Source organism: Pseudomonas sp. F8002 (assembly GCF_013385495.1).
Taxonomy (GTDB): domain Bacteria; phylum Pseudomonadota; class Gammaproteobacteria; order Pseudomonadales; family Pseudomonadaceae; genus Aquipseudomonas.
In genome coordinates this window covers 40,772-57,878 of sequence record NZ_JACAPW010000046.1, presented here as the reverse complement: position 1 = coordinate 57,878, position 17,107 = coordinate 40,772, and the positions used below count along the sequence as shown (strand labels likewise).

Sequence of the window (17,107 nt, the reverse complement as noted above, 5' to 3'; positions counted from 1 at the left end):
GCAAGCCTATGCAATGCAGGCCTGTGTCACAACCCATTGCGAGTCTGAAGCGTAAATTGGTGGTAAACGCAGGACAGTCCGTCACGTTTCTTCTGGATAGTCCTTAATCTCTTGTTAACTTACTCTGCATACGCTCTTGATCGTATTTCTCGATATTTCAAAGCGAAATTTTCCGCTTTAATTCGATAGGTAAATCGATAGTCTTGCCACAGCTCTTACGGGATTTGGGACATGCAACTACGTAATTCACCGGCCCGCTATGGCTGGGTCAGCATCGTTTTGCACTGGGGCGTGGCCCTGGTGGTGTTCGGTCTGTTCGCATTGGGCCTGTGGATGGTCGGTCTCGACTACTACAGTGCCTGGCGCAAAGACGCCCCGGACCTGCACAAGAGCATCGGCATTACGCTGTTCGCCATCATGCTCGTGCGGATCGTCTGGCGCCTGGTCAGCCCGCCGCCGCCACCGCTTGCCAGCTATAGCCGCATGACGCGTCTGGGGGCTGCGTTTGGCCACGCGTTCCTGTATCTCGGGCTGTTTGCCGTGATGATTGCCGGTTACCTGATTTCCACCGCAGACGGTGTCGGGATCCCGGTGTTTGGCTTGTTTGAGATTCCTGCGCTGGTTTCCGGGCTACCGGACCAGGCAGACACTGCAGGCGTGGTGCATTTGTACCTGGCCTGGGTATTGGTGGTGTTCGCCGGCCTGCATGGCGTGGCCGCGCTGAAACACCATTTCATTGATCGTGATGTGACCCTGGTTCGTATGCTGGGGCGCAAAGCCTGATGTTCAACCTCGACTCACAAGGAATAGAAAGCATGTTGAAAAAGACTCTCGCCGCTCTGGCCATCGGTTCTGCCCTGCTGACTGCCGGTCAGGCGATGGCAGCTGACTACGTTGTCGACAAGGAAGGCCAGCACGCCTTCGTTGACTTCAAGATCAGCCACTTGGGCTACAGCTTCATCACCGGTACCTTCAAGGACCTGGACGGCAAGTTCAGCTTCGATGCTGCCAAGCCTGAAGACAGCAAGATTGAGTTCAACGTCCGCACCGCCAGCGTGTTCACCAACCACGCCGAACGTGACAAGCACATCGCCAGCAAAGACTTCCTGGACGTTGGCAAGTTTGCCGATGCCAAGTTCGTCTCCACCAGCGTCAAGACCACTGGCAAGAATGCTGCTGGCCAAGTCACTGCTGACGTGACCGGCGACCTGACCTTTCACGGCGTGACCAAGCCGATCGTCGTCAAGGCGACCTTCCTGGGTGAAGGCAAGGATCCATGGGGCGGCTACCGTGCCGGCTTTGAAGGTACTACCTCCTTCAATCGCCAGGACTTCGGCAAGCAGATGGACCTGGGTCCAGCGTCCAACAACGTTGAGCTGTACGTGACGTTTGAAGGTGTGAAAGCGAAGTAATTTTCGCCGGCCACACAAAAATGCCCCGGATCTCGCGATCCGGGGCATTTTTTATGGCGCTTTGAAAACTCAGCGGTTGCGGGTCAGCAACGCCGGTTTTTCACCACGTGGACGGCCCGGCAGTTGATCCAACTGCTCAGGTGTCAGCGTGCGATCGCTTTTCGACTCTTTGTGGATGATCTTCGGTGCCGGGCCGCCGCGCGGGTTTTGCACCGCTGGCTCCGACAGACGAGGTTGATCATCACGGGCCGGGCGACGGTTGCGCGACTCTTCGCGACGGGCCTGGCCGTCACGCGGTGCACCGTTGCGCGGGCCGCTGCGCTTGGCAGGCGGGGTGCCGGTGGTGGCGCCGTTGCTGCTGCGCGGACCGTTCTGGCGACCTTGTGGCTGCCCGCCAGTACGCGGAGTACCTGCGCCTGCGCCCTGGGCCGGAGCGCCCGGACGACGACCACGGCCCTGGGCCGGCTTGGCCTGGGGCACGTAGTCAACGCGGTTACCGAAGTTGTCCACATCGTCGTCCAGGAACTCGTCCGGAGCACGGTCGGCAGCAGCGCGTGGCGGCTGGCTCGGCTGGCGCTGTTCGCGGGCCGGGGTGCCTTCACGGGGCTTTTGCTCACGGGCCGGGCGTTCGCCACGGCCATTGGTCGCAGCCTTGTCCTTGCCGCCCTTGTCCTTGCCCTTGTCTTTACGACCGCCACCACCGCCGCCGCCGTTCGGGCCATCGCCCTTCGGACCGCGTGGGTTGTTGCGCGGGTTGCGCACGTCCGGACGTTCGCGCACTTCAGGCTTCTCGGCCTCAACGGCGCTGGAGTCGAAGCCCATCAGGTCGCCGTCGGCGATTTTCTGCTTGGTCATGCGCTCGATGCTTTTCAGCAGCTTTTCTTCGTCCGGTGCGACCAGGGAAATGGCCTCGCCCGAACGACCGGCCCGGCCAGTACGGCCGATACGGTGCACGTAGTCTTCATCGACGTTTGGCAGCTCGAAGTTGACCACGTGGGGCAGTTGGTCGATGTCCAGGCCGCGAGCGGCGATGTCGGTGGCGACCAGGATGCGCACTTCACCGGCCTTGAAGTCGGCCAGGGCTTTGGTGCGGGCGTTCTGGCTCTTGTTGCCGTGGATCGCGACGGCGGTGAGGCCGTGCTTGTCCAGGTACTCGGCCAGGCGGTTGGCGCCGTGTTTGGTGCGGGTGAACACCAGCACCTGTTCCCACGCGCCGGCGGTGATCAGGTGGGCCAGCAGCGAACGCTTGTGAGCGGCCGGCAGGCGGAATACGCGCTGCTCGATACGCTCGACGGTGGTGTTCGGCGGCGTGACTTCAATGCGCTCGGGGTTGTGCAACAACTTGCCCGCCAACGCGGTGATGTCGTTGGAGAACGTGGCCGAGAACAGCAGGTTCTGGCGTTTGGCCGGCAGGCGCGCGAGGACCTTTTTCACGTCATGGACAAAGCCCATGTCGAGCATGCGGTCGGCTTCGTCCAGCACGAGGATTTCCACGTGGGACAAATCGACGCTGCCTTGGCCGCACAGGTCGAGCAAGCGACCCGGGCACGCAACCAGTACGTCGACACCGCGGGACATGGCCTGAACCTGTGGGTTCATGCCGACGCCGCCAAAGATGCAGGCGCTGACGAACTTCAAGTCGCGGGCATACAGCTTGAAGCTGTCATGCACTTGGGCGGCGAGTTCGCGGGTAGGGGTCAGGACCAATACGCGCGGTTGGCGCGGGCCGTGACGCTGGGATTTGTCCGGGTGACCGTTGGGGAACAACCGCTCCAGGATCGGAAGGGCGAAGCCGCCGGTTTTACCAGTACCTGTCTGAGCCGCAACCATCAGGTCGCGGCCTTGCAACACGGCGGGAATGGCCCGCTGTTGCACCGGAGTAGGCTCGGTATAGCCCGCTGCCTCGATGGCGCGGACTAAAGCCTCGGAGAGACCGAGGGAAGCAAAGGACATGAGTAATCCTGTTTTAGTTAGGGCTTGGCCCAGAGGGATAGTCTTGCCTGGCGTGAATGGCGTTTAGATGAACGCAATCCCGTCCGGTCCTGCTGGGGCTGGCGGGCACTCAGACGGCTCGCGCGGGCTTGAAAGCTGCGCTGTAGCGGGGTCGGGTGCCTTTTGCAAGACCGAAGCGTCCGGGCGTAAGCCTGGCGGAAAGGCCGGAGTATAACAGAGCAATCACTCTGCGCTGCTTTCCTGCTGCTCAACGGTGCGTACGGGCAGGGCTGATGCGCTGGTTTGCGGGCTGCTGCCTGCATATTTGGCGCTCAAGGCCGCGTAGGCAGGCTCTTGCTTGAAGCGTTTGAGTTCGGCGGCGAAGCGTTGCACCAGCAAATCCATGCCCGCCCCGCGGCGCACGGCCAGGAACTGAGGCTGGCTGCTGACTACCTGGGGTGCCTGGGTGACCTGGTCCTCAAGTCCAAGGGCCTTGAGTACATGCTGGCCAACCCGACGGTCCGTGATCACCAGGTCGATCCGGCCAAGGGCCAGTTTGCCGAAGTTGGCCTCATGGCTGGCGGCCGGCTCCTGCTTGAACAGGGTGGACTCGCTGAATTCGGCGCCATAGAGGTAGCCTGGCGAGGTGCCGATGGTCAGGCCGCGCAGGTCGTCGAAGGTCTGGAACGGGTGTGGGCGCTGATTGGCGTAGAACAGCACGAACTCCACCTCGGACAGCGGCTCGCTGGGGTACAGCAGCACCGCGTCGCGTTCATGGCTATGGAAAATATCCAGTGCGCCGTCGGCCTGGCCCTGGTCGAGCATCGCCAGGCAGCGCTTCCAGGGCAGGAATTGCCAATCCACATCGATGCCCAGGCGCTGGAACACGATCACCGTGGTCTCGTAGTCGAGCCCGCGCATGGTGCCGTTGTCGTCGTAGACGTAAGGCGCCCACGGCTCGGTGACAATGCGCAGTTTCTCGCCATGGGCACCGAGGCTCAGGCAAGCGAAAAGAACAGCAGTCAATAACCGGAAAGTGACAGGCATACCCTGAGATTACGACTGTATCGGGCTAAAGAGAAGCTCTGGCACAGTGATCTGCGGGCGCCCGCCAGGTTTACTTGCCCGGAGATTTGATCAGGTGTTCGTAGATCGCCTCGCGCCGCTCGCCGAGAATCAGCCGCACCACGGGATTGCCAAACCAGTGCTCCAGCAGATGGGCATCCACCGGTCGGCCCTGGCGCTCTTCCTGGTTTTGTCGGGCCTTGTCCCACCAAACCGGGCCACACGCCTGGTCGAACTCGTTTTCATGTTCGTAGCAGCCGTAGAGGATTTCCCGGATGAACTGCTGCTGGTGCTTGGGCAGTGCCAGGGTGATCAGCTTGTACATCAAGCGTTGCAGACGAGGCGGGCGGGGCAGGTGGGCGGAAACCTGGCGCGTGTCATCCAGGGCCGTGGCGCTGGTGGGGTTTGCCCGATGCTTGGCGATCCACGCCTTGACCTTGGCCCGGAACAGCTGCTTGCGGCTCCAGTAGTGGTGGATCAGGTCCGGGCATTCGCGCACGTTGAGGGTGCGATAGGCGGCAATGGACAGGCAGAACTCTTCCAGGGTGTAGGCGCCCTGGGCATGGGGAAACAGTTCGTCCATCAACTCGATCGAGCGGTCGAGGATGTGCGCGTCCTGCTGCGTCAGGCCCATGACCCCGGAATTGAGGGTCATCATGTCATCGTCGGCCACGCCCATGTCCAGCAGGCGCTGGTACAGGGCGCTGTACAGAATGCTTTCGTGGTTGTCGCCGTACTTGGTGTAGAAGGCGTTGCACAGCAGGGTGCCCGGCTGCACGCGTTCAAACAGCGCCAGGGGCGAATGATGGAAAAACGTATCGGTGTCGATCAGCAGCGCCACTTCGGATTCTTGCAACACTTGCCGCAGCACCACGTGCTTGGTGCGAAAGTGGTAGCCGTGAGGCTCGCTCCAGCGTTTGCGCGTGGCTTCGTCCAGCGGGCGTACACGTACCGGCAGCAGGCGATAGGGCTCGGGGTTGTCGCTGAAGACCTGGATGTCGATGCCTGTGTCCGGCTCGTCCCGCAGGAATGACAGGGCGCTGGCGATGCTGAATACCGCTTCCTGATGGTAAGTCTCTGCGCCGAACACCAGGTAGACCAGTTGCGGGCGGGACGTCGGGGCGGTTGTATTCATGGACTGCAGAATTCCGTGGGCGTTTAGAACGGCAAAGGCCCTCATTATGAGGGCCTTTGCATTTCGGAACAGACCTTAGCGTGGCAGCTTCAGGTTGTTCCAGACAGCGAGGCTTGGCTCAGCCTGGTTCAGGGTATAGAAGTGCAACCCTGGCGCGCCACCTTGCAACAATTGTTCACACATTTCGCTGATGACCTGTTCGCCGAACGCCTGGATGCTCTTGACGTCGTCGCCGTAGGCTTCCAGTTGTTTACGAATCCAGCGTGGGATTTCCGCGCCGCAGGCGTCAGAGAAGCGCGCCAGTTTGCTGTAGTTGGTGATCGGCATGATGCCCGGCACGATCGGGATGTTCACGCCCATCGCTTGTACACGCTCAACGAAGTAGAAGTAGCTCTCTGCGTTGAAGAAGTACTGGGTGATCGCGCTGTTGGCGCCGGCGTTGGCCTTGCGCACGAAATTCTGCAGATCGTCTTCGAAATTGCGCGCCTGGGGGTGCATCTCCGGATAAGCGGCCACTTCGATGTGGAAGTGATCGCCGGTTTCTTCGCGAATGAAGCTCACCAGGTCATTGGCGTAGCGCAGCTCGCCGCTGGCCATGCCCATGCCGGACGGCAGGTCACCGCGCAGGGCGACGATGCGCTTGATGCCGGCTTGCTTGTATTGGGTCAGCAGGCTGCGCAGGTCGGCCTTGCTGTCGCCCACGCAGGACAAATGCGGAGCTGCAGGTACTTTGACTTGGCTTTCCAGCTGCAGCACGGTGTTGATCGTGCGATCGCGGGTGGAGCCACCGGCACCGTAGGTGCAGGAGAAGAAATCGGGGTTGAAGCTGGCCAACTGCTTGGCAGTTGCCATCAGTTTTTCATGCCCAGCATCGGTCTTGGTCGGGAAGAACTCGAAGCTGTAGCGACGGTCTTGGGACATGGTCATACCTATGGAAACTCATAAAGCCAGAAGGTGCACACCGTCAATGTGGGAGCGGGCTTGTGTGGGAGCCGGGCTTGCCCGCGATGCAGGCACCTCGGTGCGTCAGTCACACCGAGGTGATGCTATCGCAGGCAAGCCAGCTCCCACTTAGAGCCGGTGCCTACAGTAGGACTTAGTAGCGGTAAGCGTGCGGCTTGAACGGGCCTTCGACCGTCACGCCGATGTAGTCGGCCTGGGTCTTGGTCAGTTGAGTCACTACGCCGCCGAAGCCGCGGACCATTTCCAGGGCCACTTCTTCGTCGAGTTTCTTCGGCAGTACTTCCACGGTCAGGCGCTCGGCTTTCTGGGCGGGCGACAGGTCGGCGTATTTCTGGCCGAACAGGAAGATCTGCGCCAGTACCTGGTTGGCGAACGAGCCATCCATGATGCGGCTTGGGTGGCCAGTGGCGTTGCCCAGGTTGACCAGACGGCCTTCGGCCAGCAGGATCAGGTAGTCATCGTTCTGCGGGTCGAAATCGCCAGCACCGGTACGGTGAACCTTGTGTACCTGTGGCTTCACTTCTTCCCATGCCCAGTTCTTGCGCATGAAAGCGGTGTCGATTTCGTTGTCGAAGTGACCGATGTTGCACACCACGGCGCGCTTTTTCAGGGCCTTGAGCATGTTCGAGTCGCACACGTTCACGTTGCCGGTGGTGGTCACGATCAGGTCGATCTTGCCCAGCAGGGCCTTGTCGATGCTGGCTTCGGTGCCGTCGTTCTGGCCGTTGATGAACGGCGAAACCACTTCGAAACCGTCCATGCAGGCTTGCATGGCGCAGATCGGGTCGACTTCGGAGACTTTAACGATCATGCCTTCCTGACGCAGGGACTGGGACGAACCCTTGCCCACGTCACCGTAGCCGATCACCAGCGCTTGCTTGCCGGACAACAGGTGGTCGGTGCCGCGCTTGATCGCATCGTTCAGGCTATGACGGCAGCCGTACTTGTTGTCGTTCTTGCTCTTGGTCACCGAGTCGTTGACGTTGATGGCCGGGATTTTCAGCTCGCCCTTGGCCAGCATGTCCAGCAGGCGGTGAACGCCGGTGGTGGTTTCTTCGGTCACGCCGTGGACGCGGTCGAGGATCTGCGGGTACTTCTTGTGCAGCAGCTCGGTCAGGTCGCCGCCGTCGTCGAGGATCATGTTGGCGTCCCATGGCTTGCCATCCTTGAGGATGGTTTGCTCCAGGCACCACTCGTACTCTTCTTCGGTTTCGCCTTTCCAGGCGAACACGGCGATACCGGCAGCAGCGATAGCGGCAGCGGCCTGGTCTTGAGTCGAGAAAATGTTGCAGGACGACCAGCGTACTTCGGCACCCAGGGCAACCAGGGTTTCGATCAGCACGGCAGTCTGAATGGTCATGTGGATGCAGCCGAGAATCTTCGCGCCCTTGAGCGGCTGCTCAGCGGCGTACTTGCGACGCAGGCCCATCAGGGCTGGCATTTCGGATTCGGCGATAAAGGTTTCGCGACGGCCCCAGGCAGCGAGGGACATGTCGGCGACTTTGTAGTCGGTAAAACCTGCAGGCGTGATTACAGCGCTCATGAAGAGCCTCCATTCGTAGTGTGCGAATGGGCGCCGTTGTGCGTTTAGTATCCAGCTGGCTAACCAGGCCGGACAACGCCCCATCCGAGCCTGACAGGTCGAGCCTGCTGCAGCGCCCCTCGGACAGGTGGCGGGAGAACGGTATCAATCGAAGATGACCGTTTTGAAGCGGAGGCGATTATAGCCGCCTGCGCCTGACTTCTAAAGCCTTTCTGTCGGCGGCATGAAGATCGCTCATGGGGTTGATAGGCAATGGCTCATAGAGCTTGGGCCCGGCCTCTGCCATGATGTTGCCCATCATTTCGCAACACGCTTTGGAGTGAACATGAACTTCCACACTCGCAAATGGGTAAAACCCGAAGACCTCAACCCCAACGGCACCCTGTTCGGTGGCAGCCTGCTGCGCTGGATCGACGAAGAAGCGGCCATCTACGCGATTGTCCAGTTGGGCAACCAGCGGGTGGTGACCAAGTACATCTCTGAAATCAACTTCGTCAGCGCCTCGCGCCAGGGCGACATCATCGAACTGGGCATCACTGCCACCGAGTTCGGCCGCACCTCCATCACCCTGACTTGCGAAGTGCGTAACAAGATCACCCGCAAGAGCATCCTGACCGTGGAAAAAATGGTCTTCGTGAACCTGGGTGAAGACGGGTTGCCGGCGCCCCACGGCCGTACCGAGATCAAGTACGTGAAGGATCAGTTCCAGGAAGACGGCATCAGCGAATAACCCGGAGCCGGGGTAATTTTTTACTGAATCGTTCCGGACGGATCGCCCTGGGGCTCTCTCGTCACTCAGGACTAACTCCTGAAGAGAGATCCCGCGTATGCAATTGCCTGAAACCTCGCGAAACCACCTCGCCGTGGCGCCGATCATCGAGCGTCCCGCGACCTCTGCGGCGCCCGCCAAAACTGTAGACACTCCCCTGGTAGAGAACGCAGGCGAACGCAAACTGACCCTTGTTCGCGCCAGCAGTGGGCAGACCGAGGTGCTGTTGTCGCCGGGGCCGATCAAACATCTGGTGCTCAGCGGCGGCGGGGCCAAGGGCATTGCATTTCCGGGTGTCGTGCAGGCGCTTGAAGAAAACAAGGCCTTGGCAGGCATCAAGGTTATTTCCGGTTCGTCTGCGGGTGCGATCTCCGCCGCCGTACTGGCCAGTGGCATGGATGCCAAGGCGTTCGAAACGCTTTCCAACAACCTTGATCTCCCTGAACTGCTGAACAGCAAAAACCCTCTGGTGGCGTGGCTGCAAAACGCCAGTTCCAAACTCGGCAAGCTCGCTGGGCGCTTGCCCGGCGCCGCTGGCAATATTTCCCAACTGCTATTCACAATGCTGCCGCGCCTGCAAACCCAAGCGCTGCCGCTTGAGGAGTTGGTGCGTAACGAGTCACGCAAGTCGATTCTTGCGCACATCGCCAAGACGCCCAGGCAGACCCGTCCCGCCGAGGTCATGAAGATTGCCGACAAACTCAGCGCCGGTGGAGCACCAACCTTTGGCGATCTGGCGGTGTTGAGCCGGCACATTCCTGCAATCAAGCAGCTGAACATCACCGGCACCGGCATGTTTGACGGGCGACCGCAGTTGGTGGTGTTCAACGCCAGCCTGACGCCGGACATGGACATCGCCCGGGCGGCGCATATATCCGGTTCGTTGCCGGTGTTATTCAAGAGCCCAAGCGAAAAAGGCCACGGCTTCCAGGCCTCTGCCGAAGAAACCGCGTTCAAAGACGGTGGCCTGTTGCTCAATACGCCTGCCTCGGGGGTGATTGACCCTGCGTTTCCAGAAAGTCCCTTGAGCAAGGCCGAGTCGCTGGTGATCGACTTCGAGTCCGAGGCTCCCGCCAAGCCCAAAGACCGCGGCGGCATTGGCGATAGGCTGGTCGACGGCATCACCGGCACGCCCCACTCGGCTGCCGAGGCCTATCAAAACGTCCGACTCAAGGCAGTGGCAGACCAGAGCGTGACGCTACCCCTGAATACCGACAAGGGGGATTTTCGCAGCCTGCTCACCGGCACGGTGAATTTCACCATGACTGCCGAGCAGAAGAAAAATCTACAGATGCTGGCCCGCAAGGCGGTCGAGACCCACATGGAGAGCCGTGCCACGGTGCGTGAGCAGCATCAATTCAGCTCATTGGACGCAGCCGTACTGGCCATGGACGACGAAATGTTTACCAGTGCGCAGGCAGGCCTGGAAAAGGACAGGGCCGCGGGCGATGTGCTGCTGTTTCGAAAGAGCGCCATCCAGGTTTTGCAGGCCCTGGATAACGCCATCGCCGAAGCCAATCAGGCAAAGGATACATTGACGATCACGCCGAAGATCGCATCTGCCTTGCGTAACCTGGATGCGCTCGCTCGCCGGCCTGAACATGTGGAATGGCTGGGGCGGCGACTTAACGCCGTGGGCAATCCCAATTTCCAACAACTTCTGCAAGTCATGGCCAAGCCATCGGGTGATAAGGCCGCGATGTCCAAGGTCATGACACGCGCGGTTGTCGAGATGAAACGGCGCGATATCTCGGTGATTGCCGGCAACTTCACGCGGGAGGTGATCTACCCGTCGCTGTTCCGCCCAGGCCAGCCGGACTCCAACGTCGCGTTGTTGCGCCAGGCCGAATTTGACCTGACAAAGGTCACGACGCCGGCCGAATTCAACCGGGTGCTCGACAGCATCATCAACCACTATGTGGCGCGCAATAAACCCTGGAAGACGCCACTCAGTTCCACCACTGTCGAAATGGCCAGGGCATGGCGCCTGCCAGTTAAGTGATATGGCCACTGAACAGCCCTGAACGCCGCGTGTCGTAGCTAAAAGCACGCAACGGATTCAGGAACGCCATGACCACTGAAAAAGACGGTAAGACCCCCAATCTGTCGCAGGAAGAGCAGCACGACGTCGACAAGAACCAGCCGCCTCGCGCGGCGGTTCTGCATGAAATCATCCGCACTCAGGGCGATCAGGAACTGGAGCGCAACGTCGCCGCGTTGTGGTGGTCGGCGCTGGCCGCCGGCCTGACCATGGGCCTGTCACTGATGGGCATGGGCTTGCTCAACTCGCGCCTGCCGGATGGCGAAGAGTTCAAGGTGATCGCCAGTTTTGGTTACTGCGCCGGCTTTCTTGCCGTGATCCTCGCCCGTCAGCAGTTATTCACCGAAAACACCCTGACCGCGGTGTTGCCGGTGATGAGCAAACCCACGCTGAAGAATTTCGCACGCCTGCTGCGTTTATGGGCCGTGGTGCTGGTGGGCAACCTGTGCGGCACCTTGCTGGTGGCGTACGTGATGCTGCACTTGCCGATCTTTGACACCAAGACCGACCTGGCCTTCCTGGAAATCGGGCGCAAGGTCATGGAAAACGACGCCTACCAGATGTTCGCCAAGGGCATCGTGTCGGGCTGGATGATCGCCACCATGGTGTGGATGATCCCATCCATGGAAAGCGCCAAGATCTGGATCATCATCCTGATCACCTACCTGATGGCACTGGGAGACTTCACCCACATCGTGGTGGGCTCGGCGGAAGTGTCGTACCTGGTATTCGCCGGCGAGCTGCCGTGGAAAGACTTCTGGCTGGTGTTCGCCGGGCCGACGCTGGCGGGCAATATCATCGGCGGCAGCTTTATCTTTGCGCTGATCAGCCATGCGCAGATTCGCAGCGAAAGCAGCCTGCCGGGCAAAGCCGCTGCGGACCCGAGGCATCCGCAGCAGATCAACAAGGGTCAGTGAGTCTCCGGCGCCGCAGCAGGCGCCGGCTCATCCTTGGTCACATGCTTGACCAGCTTGCCGATGCTCAAGCCCTGCAACAGGATGGACGACAGCACCACGATGTAGGTGATGCTCAGCAGCAAGTCACGCTCCGGGCCCAGTGGCAGGGCCAGGGCCAGTGCCACGGAAACCCCGCCGCGCAAGCCGCCCCAGGTGAGGATGCGGATGGTGCCGCGGGGCACTGTGCGCCAGCGCCGCAGCAGCAGGATCGCCGGGGCCACCGTCAGCAGGCGTGACAACAGGATTGCCACGGCCAGCAAACTGGCGGCCAACACGTGCAGCCAGTTGAACGGCAACAGCAGCAGTTCCATGCCGATCAGCGCAAACAGCAGGGCGTTGAGCATGTCATCGAGCAGTTCCCAGAAGCCGTCCAGGTAGCGCCGGGTCATGTCGTTCATCGCCAGCTTGCGGCCGAGGTTGCCGATGATCAGGCCCGCCACCACCATCGCAATGGGTGCCGAGACGTGCAGTTCAGTGGCCATCGCCGAGCCGCCGATCACCAGGGCCAGGGTCAGCATCACTTCGATCTGATACTGCTCGATGCTCTTGATCATCAGGTACACGATGTAGCCGATCAGCCCGCCAAACACCACGCCGCCAATCGCTTCATGGGCAAACAGCATGGCCGTGGCGCCGACCGTAGGCGTCTCGCCCAGTTGCGCGATGCCCAGCAACACGGTGAACACCACCACCGCCGTGCCGTCGTTGAACAGCGATTCGCCGACGATGGTGGTTTTCAGCGGTTTCGACGCATTGGCGGTCCGCAGCACACCGAGTACGGCGATCGGGTCGGTGGGGGAAATCAGCGCGCCGAACAGCAGGCAGTACAGGAAACTCACGTGCCAGCCGAACAGGGCAAAGATGTAGAAGGCCAGGCTGCCGATCACCACCGTGGCAATCAATACGCCGAAGGTGGCAAGCAGGCCGATGGGCCAGCGGTAGCTGCGCAGGTCGCTCAGGTTGACGTGCAAAGCGCCGGCGAACAGCAGGAACGAGAGCATCCAGTTCATCAGCAGGTCGCCGAAGTCGATCTGGCCGATCAACTGCTGGATGCGCTCTTCAAGGCCGGGGTAGCCGATAAAGCTCAAGCCTTGCAGCAGCAGGGAAAACATCAGTGCCGTGACCATCACACCGATGGTGGGCGGCAGGCCGATGAAGCGGTAGTTCACATAGGTGAGCAGGGTGGTCAGGCAAATAAACGCAGCGACAAGTTCAAGCATCCGGGGTCCTTGGATGGAGGAGTGAGTAGAGATCATATGTGGGAGCTGTCGAGCCCCAGCGAGGCTGCGATGGCATCACCTGGGTGAGGCTGCAAGACCGCAGCGCCTGTATCGCAGCCTCGCTAAAGCTCGACAGCTCCCACACAGAACACATTTATCAGTTGGCTACGTTGACCGCAGCAGGGCGACGACGTTGCAGGTCGATGAACAAAAGTGCCACCACCACCATCCCGCCGATCCATGCACCGAGCGGCAGGCGAGGATCTCCTTCGGTAATCGCGGCGCTCTGATCAGGCATACACATGCCGACGCCCGGATCGGCGAAGATCGGGCAGCAGCAAAAATTTATTGGTCCAGGTCTTTGCGCAACTGAGTGCGGCGTGGTCGGCTTTAGTATAAACAGGTGCTGAAATATGACGAATCAATTCCGCTTTTTATGACTGGGGAGTCACCGTGATTGCAACAGCTCTGGTACTGGTAGCGGCGTTGTTGCATGCGACGTGGAACACCTTGATCAAATTCAGCGGCGAGCGCCTGTTGGTCATCGCGTGCATGGACACGGTGGCATTGCTGTTTGTGGTGCTGGCGGTGGGGTTTGTATCGTTTCCGCCACTGGAAATCTGGCCGTGGATCATCGCCTCGGCGTTGTTTGAATTGCTTTACCGCTACCTGCTGATCCAGGCCTATCGCGTGGGTGACCTGGGCCTGGTGTACCCACTGATGCGCGGCTTGTCGCCTTTGGTGGTGCTGGCGCTGACGCTGGTGTTTGCCGGTGAGGTGCTCAGTACACAGCAGATTCTCGGCATTCTGCTGATTCCGTTCGGCATGCTGTGCCTGTTATGGCAGGGCGGCGGTGGCGACCGGTTGCCCTGGTCGATGCTGCCGGTGGTGGCGTTGATCGGCTTGTGCATCGGTTGCTACACCTTCCTCGATGGCCAGGCATTGCGCCGTTGGTCACACCCGCTGGACTACCTGGTGTGGCTGACGCTGATAAGCGCATGGCCGTTTCCGTTGCTGGCGATGGTGCGCAAACGGGCGGCGTTCGGGCTGTTCTGGCGCACGCAGTGGCGGCTGGGGCTGAGTGTCGGGTTGTGCGTGTTGTTGAGCTACGCTCTGGTGCTTTGGGCCATGCAGTTGGGCTCGATTGCCGAAGCCGCTGCGCTGCGGGAAGTCAGCGTGATCCTGGTGGTGCTGTTCGGCATGCGTTACCTGAAAGAACCTTTCGGCCGCCCACGGCTCATAGCCTGTGGGTTGGTGCTGATCGGCATGTTCGTGATGAAACTCTAACCGTCGGATAAAACTAAAAAAGGAATGGGTTATGACAGTCGCTTTCTGGTGTGTGTTGATCGCAATTTTTCTGCCGTACCTGTGCACGGGCGTGGCCAAGTTCAGCGGCGGCAAGTTCGGGCCCCGGCAGAACCATGATCCGCGGGCGTTCCTCGACACCCTCGAGGGGTTTGCCAAGCGCGCCCACAGTGCGCAACTCAACAGCTTCGAAGTGACCCCGGCCTTTGCGGCCGCGGTGATCATTGCCCATCTGGCTGGCGTTGCGTCGCTGGTGACGATCAACGTATTGGCGGTGCTGTTTATTACCAGCCGGTTGCTCTACATCATCTGCTACCTGGCGGACTGGGCGATGCTGCGGTCGGTGGTGTGGGCGGTGGGGATGGCGTTGATTGCGAGCTTCTTCTTCGTCTCGATCTGAAGCCTGACACTGTTCAAATGTGGGAGCGGGCTTGCTCGCGAATGCGGTGGATCAGTCGATACATCCGGTGACTGACACACCGCATTCGCGAGCAAGCCCGCTCCCACACAAGCCCGCTCCCACATAGGCCGTGGTGTTCTTCAGGTGCCTGTCGGCGCATCCGGCACTTTCGGCAACGCTGCGCCTTTGGGCCACAGCATCCAGATCTGGCCCTGCTGCTTCATGTTGCCCGCCAACTCACCAGCGGCATCACCGGTTCCCCAGAACAGGTCGGCCCGCACTTCGCCGGTAATTGCACCACCGGTATCCTGCGCAGCCACCGGGCGGGCAATCGGCGCACCATCCGGTCGGGTAGTCGACAGCCACAACAGGCTGCCCAGCGGAATCACCTTGCGATCCACCGCAACGCTATACCCCGCAGTCAGCGGCACGTTCAGCGAGCCACGCGGGCCTTCGTTGCTGTCGGGGCGGGCACTGAAGAACACGTAGCTGGGGTTGCTTGCCAGCAATTCAGGAATACGCTGCGGATGCGCCTTGGCCCAGGCCGCGATGGCGCCCATGGTCACGTCTTCTTTTTTCAGCTCGCCCTGCTCCACCAACCAGCGGCCGATGGGGCGGTACGGGTAACCGTTCTGGTCGCCGTAACCCACCCGCAATTGGCGGCCGTCGGCCAGTTGGATACGACCCGAACCCTGGATCTGCAGGAATTGCAGGTCCATCGGGTTGGTCAGCCAGGCGATGGGCTTGGCGGTGGAGCCTTGGTGGTTGATGGTGCTGGCGTCGTCATAGGGTTTGAGTACCCGGCCTTCCAGGCGACCGCGTAGGCGCTTGCCCTTGAGCTCCGGGTAGATGCTTTCCAGGTTGACGATGATCAGGTCATCCGGCACGCCGAACACCGGTACATGGGCGGTGGCGGTTTCGGTGAGGCTGCCGGGGTAAACCGGTTCGTAGTAGCCGGTGATCAGGCCGTTGGGGCTGTTGTCGGCCGAGCGCAGGCCGTAGACGTCGAGGTTGGCCTTGAGGAAGTCACGAATCGCCACTGCGGTCGACGGCACGGTGGCCGATGCCGCACACGTCGCGCCCCATACCGGGTCAGCCTTGAGGCGTTGACAGGCACTGCGCCAGGATTCGAAGCCGGCTTGCAGGTCGCTGTCCGACACGGCCGGCAGGTTTTCCCAGGTGGCGCCGACGTAGGTAGCAATGGCGTGGGGCTTGGCTTTTTCGTCCTTGCCGGTGTCGCAACCGGCCAGCAGCGCGATCATTGGCAGGGCCCACACGAGGCGGCGCCAAGGCTTAAAACGGGTATTCATACACAAAATTCCTGAAGCGATTGCTCGTATCGGCTGGCGTTCGAGCAACCCTTATTATTAATAGGGGTATTGGTCTTTGCGGGCGGGGCGAGGATACTGGCCGCCGTTTCCCGTGACCTTGAGCCATCATGACTTTTAAAAGACTGACCGTTGTATTGCTGGCCTGCCTGACACTGTCCGCCTGCGGCGGGGTTGATCCGAATTCGCCCCTTGGCCAGCGCAAGGCCATTTTCAAGCAGATGCTCAAGACCGGCGAAGACCTGGGCGGCATGTTGCGTGGGCGCATTCCATTCGACGGCGGCAAATTTGCCGAAGGCGCGGTCAAGCTTGATGCGTTGTCCCACGAACCGTGGAAACATTTCCCGAGCGTGCGTGAAGAAGACCACACCAGCGCCAAGGACGACGTGTGGCAGCAACAGGCACGCTTTCAGGAAATGGCTCGAAACCTTGAAACGGCCACCGGTGAATTGGTGATCGCCAGCCAGGTCCAGCCCTACAAGGCCAGCAACCTCGGGCCGGCGGTGCAGAAAGTCGAAGATGCCTGCACCGCGTGCCATAAACAGTTCCGCGATCACTGAGGCCGTCTTACTTGTCCAGTTCGTCCAGGGCTTCCTGCAAGTCCTTGCGTGACTGGGCCAGCTTGTCCTTGCGCTTGTTGATCTTGTCGGAATCACCCTTCTTCATGGCCTTGTCGAGGTCAGCCTGACGGCGGCTGACTTCGTGCTTGGCGTCGAGCACCTTGTTTTCCCGCTCCTTTTTCAAGGAGGCATCGGTGCAGTTGGCGGTGACTTCACTCAAGGCTTTTTCCAGGCCGGCTTGTTGCTCACTGTTGCCGTGGGCCTTGGCTTGTTCGATCTGGGTGCTGATGGACTCGCGCTTGGCGGCGCAGCCTGTGAGTGGCGCAGCTTCCTCGGCTGCCAGCAATGGCGCGGACATAAGGGTAGCGACGGTCAACAGGGCAAAAGGTGCAAGAAATTTCATAAAGGCTCCAAGGCAAACAAGGTCGCAATCAGGTGGGCAGGATGAATTCTGCCGGCACCGGTTAATGCCGTCGGG

The 17,107-nt window shown here is 60.6% G+C and carries 17 protein-coding genes and 1 riboswitch; of the genes, 8 read left to right on the top strand and 9 right to left on the bottom strand.

Going from position 1 to position 17,107, the window contains the following annotated elements:
- Positions 1–231: 231 nt before the first annotated feature.
- The gene (locus HX811_RS29520) at positions 232–783 is read left to right on the top strand and encodes a cytochrome b (RefSeq protein WP_003216842.1); all 552 of its coding nucleotides are present in this window, start codon (positions 232–234) and stop codon (positions 781–783) included.
- Positions 784–815: 32 nt separating this feature from the next.
- Positions 816–1,412, top strand: coding sequence for a YceI family protein (locus HX811_RS29515; protein WP_003216844.1), 597 nt, complete (start codon positions 816–818; stop codon positions 1,410–1,412).
- 69 nt (positions 1,413–1,481) lie between these two features.
- Here the strand turns inward: HX811_RS29515 and HX811_RS29510 are convergent, their stop codons facing one another.
- The 5 genes from HX811_RS29510 to ahcY all read right to left on the bottom strand — a co-directional run bounded on the left by HX811_RS29510 (position 1,482) and on the right by ahcY (position 8,050).
- Positions 1,482–3,365, bottom strand: coding sequence for a DEAD/DEAH box helicase (locus HX811_RS29510; protein WP_003216846.1), 1,884 nt, complete (start codon positions 3,363–3,365; stop codon positions 1,482–1,484).
- 222 nt (positions 3,366–3,587) lie between these two features.
- Positions 3,588–4,391: an ABC transporter substrate-binding protein gene (locus tag HX811_RS29505; protein ID WP_023659310.1), complete on the bottom strand. Its 804-nt coding sequence runs from the start codon at positions 4,389–4,391 to the stop codon at positions 3,588–3,590.
- A gap of 70 nt (positions 4,392–4,461) precedes the next feature.
- Positions 4,462–5,544: a hypothetical protein gene (locus HX811_RS29500; RefSeq protein ID WP_177048522.1), complete on the bottom strand. Its 1,083-nt coding sequence runs from the start codon at positions 5,542–5,544 to the stop codon at positions 4,462–4,464.
- A gap of 75 nt (positions 5,545–5,619) precedes the next feature.
- Positions 5,620–6,465: a methylenetetrahydrofolate reductase [NAD(P)H] gene (gene metF, locus HX811_RS29495; RefSeq protein WP_177048520.1), complete on the bottom strand. Its 846-nt coding sequence runs from the start codon at positions 6,463–6,465 to the stop codon at positions 5,620–5,622.
- Positions 6,466–6,640: 175 nt separating this feature from the next.
- The gene (gene ahcY / locus HX811_RS29490) at positions 6,641–8,050 is read right to left on the bottom strand and encodes an adenosylhomocysteinase (RefSeq protein WP_003216850.1); all 1,410 of its coding nucleotides are present in this window, start codon (positions 8,048–8,050) and stop codon (positions 6,641–6,643) included.
- Positions 8,051–8,071: 21 nt separating this feature from the next.
- Positions 8,072–8,177: riboswitch (S-adenosyl-L-homocysteine riboswitch) on the bottom strand.
- A gap of 198 nt (positions 8,178–8,375) precedes the next feature.
- Here ahcY and HX811_RS29485 point away from each other — a divergent pair.
- From HX811_RS29485 to HX811_RS29475, 3 genes are all read left to right on the top strand, one after another.
- Complete coding sequence (locus tag HX811_RS29485) at positions 8,376–8,780, top strand: acyl-CoA thioesterase (protein WP_010167614.1); 405 nt, start codon at positions 8,376–8,378, stop codon at positions 8,778–8,780.
- Positions 8,781–8,877: 97 nt separating this feature from the next.
- Positions 8,878–10,821: a patatin-like phospholipase family protein gene (locus HX811_RS29480; RefSeq protein WP_177048518.1), complete on the top strand. Its 1,944-nt coding sequence runs from the start codon at positions 8,878–8,880 to the stop codon at positions 10,819–10,821.
- Positions 10,822–10,889: 68 nt separating this feature from the next.
- Complete coding sequence (locus tag HX811_RS29475; RefSeq protein ID WP_177048516.1) at positions 10,890–11,777, top strand: formate/nitrite transporter family protein; 888 nt, start codon at positions 10,890–10,892, stop codon at positions 11,775–11,777.
- On the opposite strand, the gene HX811_RS29470 is transcribed toward HX811_RS29475, so the two are convergent.
- Positions 11,771–13,036 carry a sodium:proton antiporter gene (locus HX811_RS29470; protein ID WP_008434094.1) on the bottom strand — a complete coding sequence of 422 codons (1,266 nt, stop codon included), beginning with the start codon at positions 13,034–13,036 and terminating at the stop codon, positions 11,771–11,773. The two genes, HX811_RS29475 and HX811_RS29470, sit on opposite strands and share 7 nt — an antisense overlap.
- 157 nt (positions 13,037–13,193) lie before the next feature.
- Positions 13,194–13,340, bottom strand: coding sequence for a hypothetical protein (locus HX811_RS29465; RefSeq protein WP_177048509.1), 147 nt, complete (start codon positions 13,338–13,340; stop codon positions 13,194–13,196).
- Between the two features lie 149 nt (positions 13,341–13,489).
- Here HX811_RS29465 and HX811_RS29460 point away from each other — a divergent pair, with 149 nt between their 5' ends.
- A complete protein-coding gene (locus tag HX811_RS29460) occupies positions 13,490–14,323 on the top strand; it encodes an EamA family transporter (RefSeq protein WP_063026578.1) in 834 nt (277 codons plus the stop codon).
- Between the two features lie 31 nt (positions 14,324–14,354).
- Positions 14,355–14,741 (top strand): MAPEG family protein, encoded by a 387-nt coding sequence (locus tag HX811_RS29455; protein WP_003216858.1) that lies wholly within the window; start codon positions 14,355–14,357, stop codon positions 14,739–14,741.
- A gap of 140 nt (positions 14,742–14,881) precedes the next feature.
- Here HX811_RS29455 and HX811_RS29450 read toward each other — a convergent pair whose 3' ends face one another.
- Complete coding sequence (locus HX811_RS29450; protein ID WP_177009109.1) at positions 14,882–16,051, bottom strand: murein transglycosylase A; 1,170 nt, start codon at positions 16,049–16,051, stop codon at positions 14,882–14,884.
- A gap of 128 nt (positions 16,052–16,179) precedes the next feature.
- On the opposite strand from HX811_RS29450, the gene HX811_RS29445 reads away from it, so the two are divergent.
- Positions 16,180–16,629, top strand: coding sequence for a cytochrome c (locus HX811_RS29445; protein ID WP_008434083.1), 450 nt, complete (start codon positions 16,180–16,182; stop codon positions 16,627–16,629).
- 7 nt (positions 16,630–16,636) lie between these two features.
- On the opposite strand, the gene HX811_RS29440 is transcribed toward HX811_RS29445, so the two are convergent.
- Positions 16,637–17,032, bottom strand: coding sequence for a DUF1090 domain-containing protein (locus HX811_RS29440; RefSeq protein WP_008434082.1), 396 nt, complete (start codon positions 17,030–17,032; stop codon positions 16,637–16,639).
- Between the last annotated feature and the right edge of the window lie 75 nt (positions 17,033–17,107).

Coding starts and splice junctions, on each gene's coding strand:
- HX811_RS29520 (WP_003216842.1), top strand. CDS start 232: ATGCAACTACGTAATTCACCGGCCCGCTATGGCTGGGTCAGCATCGTT.
- HX811_RS29515 (WP_003216844.1), top strand. CDS start 816: ATGTTGAAAAAGACTCTCGCCGCTCTGGCCATCGGTTCTGCCCTGCTG.
- HX811_RS29510 (WP_003216846.1), bottom strand. CDS start 3,365: ATGTCCTTTGCTTCCCTCGGTCTCTCCGAGGCTTTAGTCCGCGCCATC.
- HX811_RS29505 (WP_023659310.1), bottom strand. CDS start 4,391: ATGCCTGTCACTTTCCGGTTATTGACTGCTGTTCTTTTCGCTTGCCTG.
- HX811_RS29500 (WP_177048522.1), bottom strand. CDS start 5,544: ATGAATACAACCGCCCCGACGTCCCGCCCGCAACTGGTCTACCTGGTG.
- metF (WP_177048520.1), bottom strand. CDS start 6,465: ATGTCCCAAGACCGTCGCTACAGCTTCGAGTTCTTCCCGACCAAGACC.
- ahcY (WP_003216850.1), bottom strand. CDS start 8,050: ATGAGCGCTGTAATCACGCCTGCAGGTTTTACCGACTACAAAGTCGCC.
- HX811_RS29485 (WP_010167614.1), top strand. CDS start 8,376: ATGAACTTCCACACTCGCAAATGGGTAAAACCCGAAGACCTCAACCCC.
- HX811_RS29480 (WP_177048518.1), top strand. CDS start 8,878: ATGCAATTGCCTGAAACCTCGCGAAACCACCTCGCCGTGGCGCCGATC.
- HX811_RS29475 (WP_177048516.1), top strand. CDS start 10,890: ATGACCACTGAAAAAGACGGTAAGACCCCCAATCTGTCGCAGGAAGAG.
- HX811_RS29470 (WP_008434094.1), bottom strand. CDS start 13,036: ATGCTTGAACTTGTCGCTGCGTTTATTTGCCTGACCACCCTGCTCACC.
- HX811_RS29465 (WP_177048509.1), bottom strand. CDS start 13,340: ATGTGTATGCCTGATCAGAGCGCCGCGATTACCGAAGGAGATCCTCGC.
- HX811_RS29455 (WP_003216858.1), top strand. CDS start 14,355: ATGACAGTCGCTTTCTGGTGTGTGTTGATCGCAATTTTTCTGCCGTAC.
- HX811_RS29450 (WP_177009109.1), bottom strand. CDS start 16,051: ATGAATACCCGTTTTAAGCCTTGGCGCCGCCTCGTGTGGGCCCTGCCA.
- HX811_RS29445 (WP_008434083.1), top strand. CDS start 16,180: ATGACTTTTAAAAGACTGACCGTTGTATTGCTGGCCTGCCTGACACTG.
- HX811_RS29440 (WP_008434082.1), bottom strand. CDS start 17,032: ATGAAATTTCTTGCACCTTTTGCCCTGTTGACCGTCGCTACCCTTATG.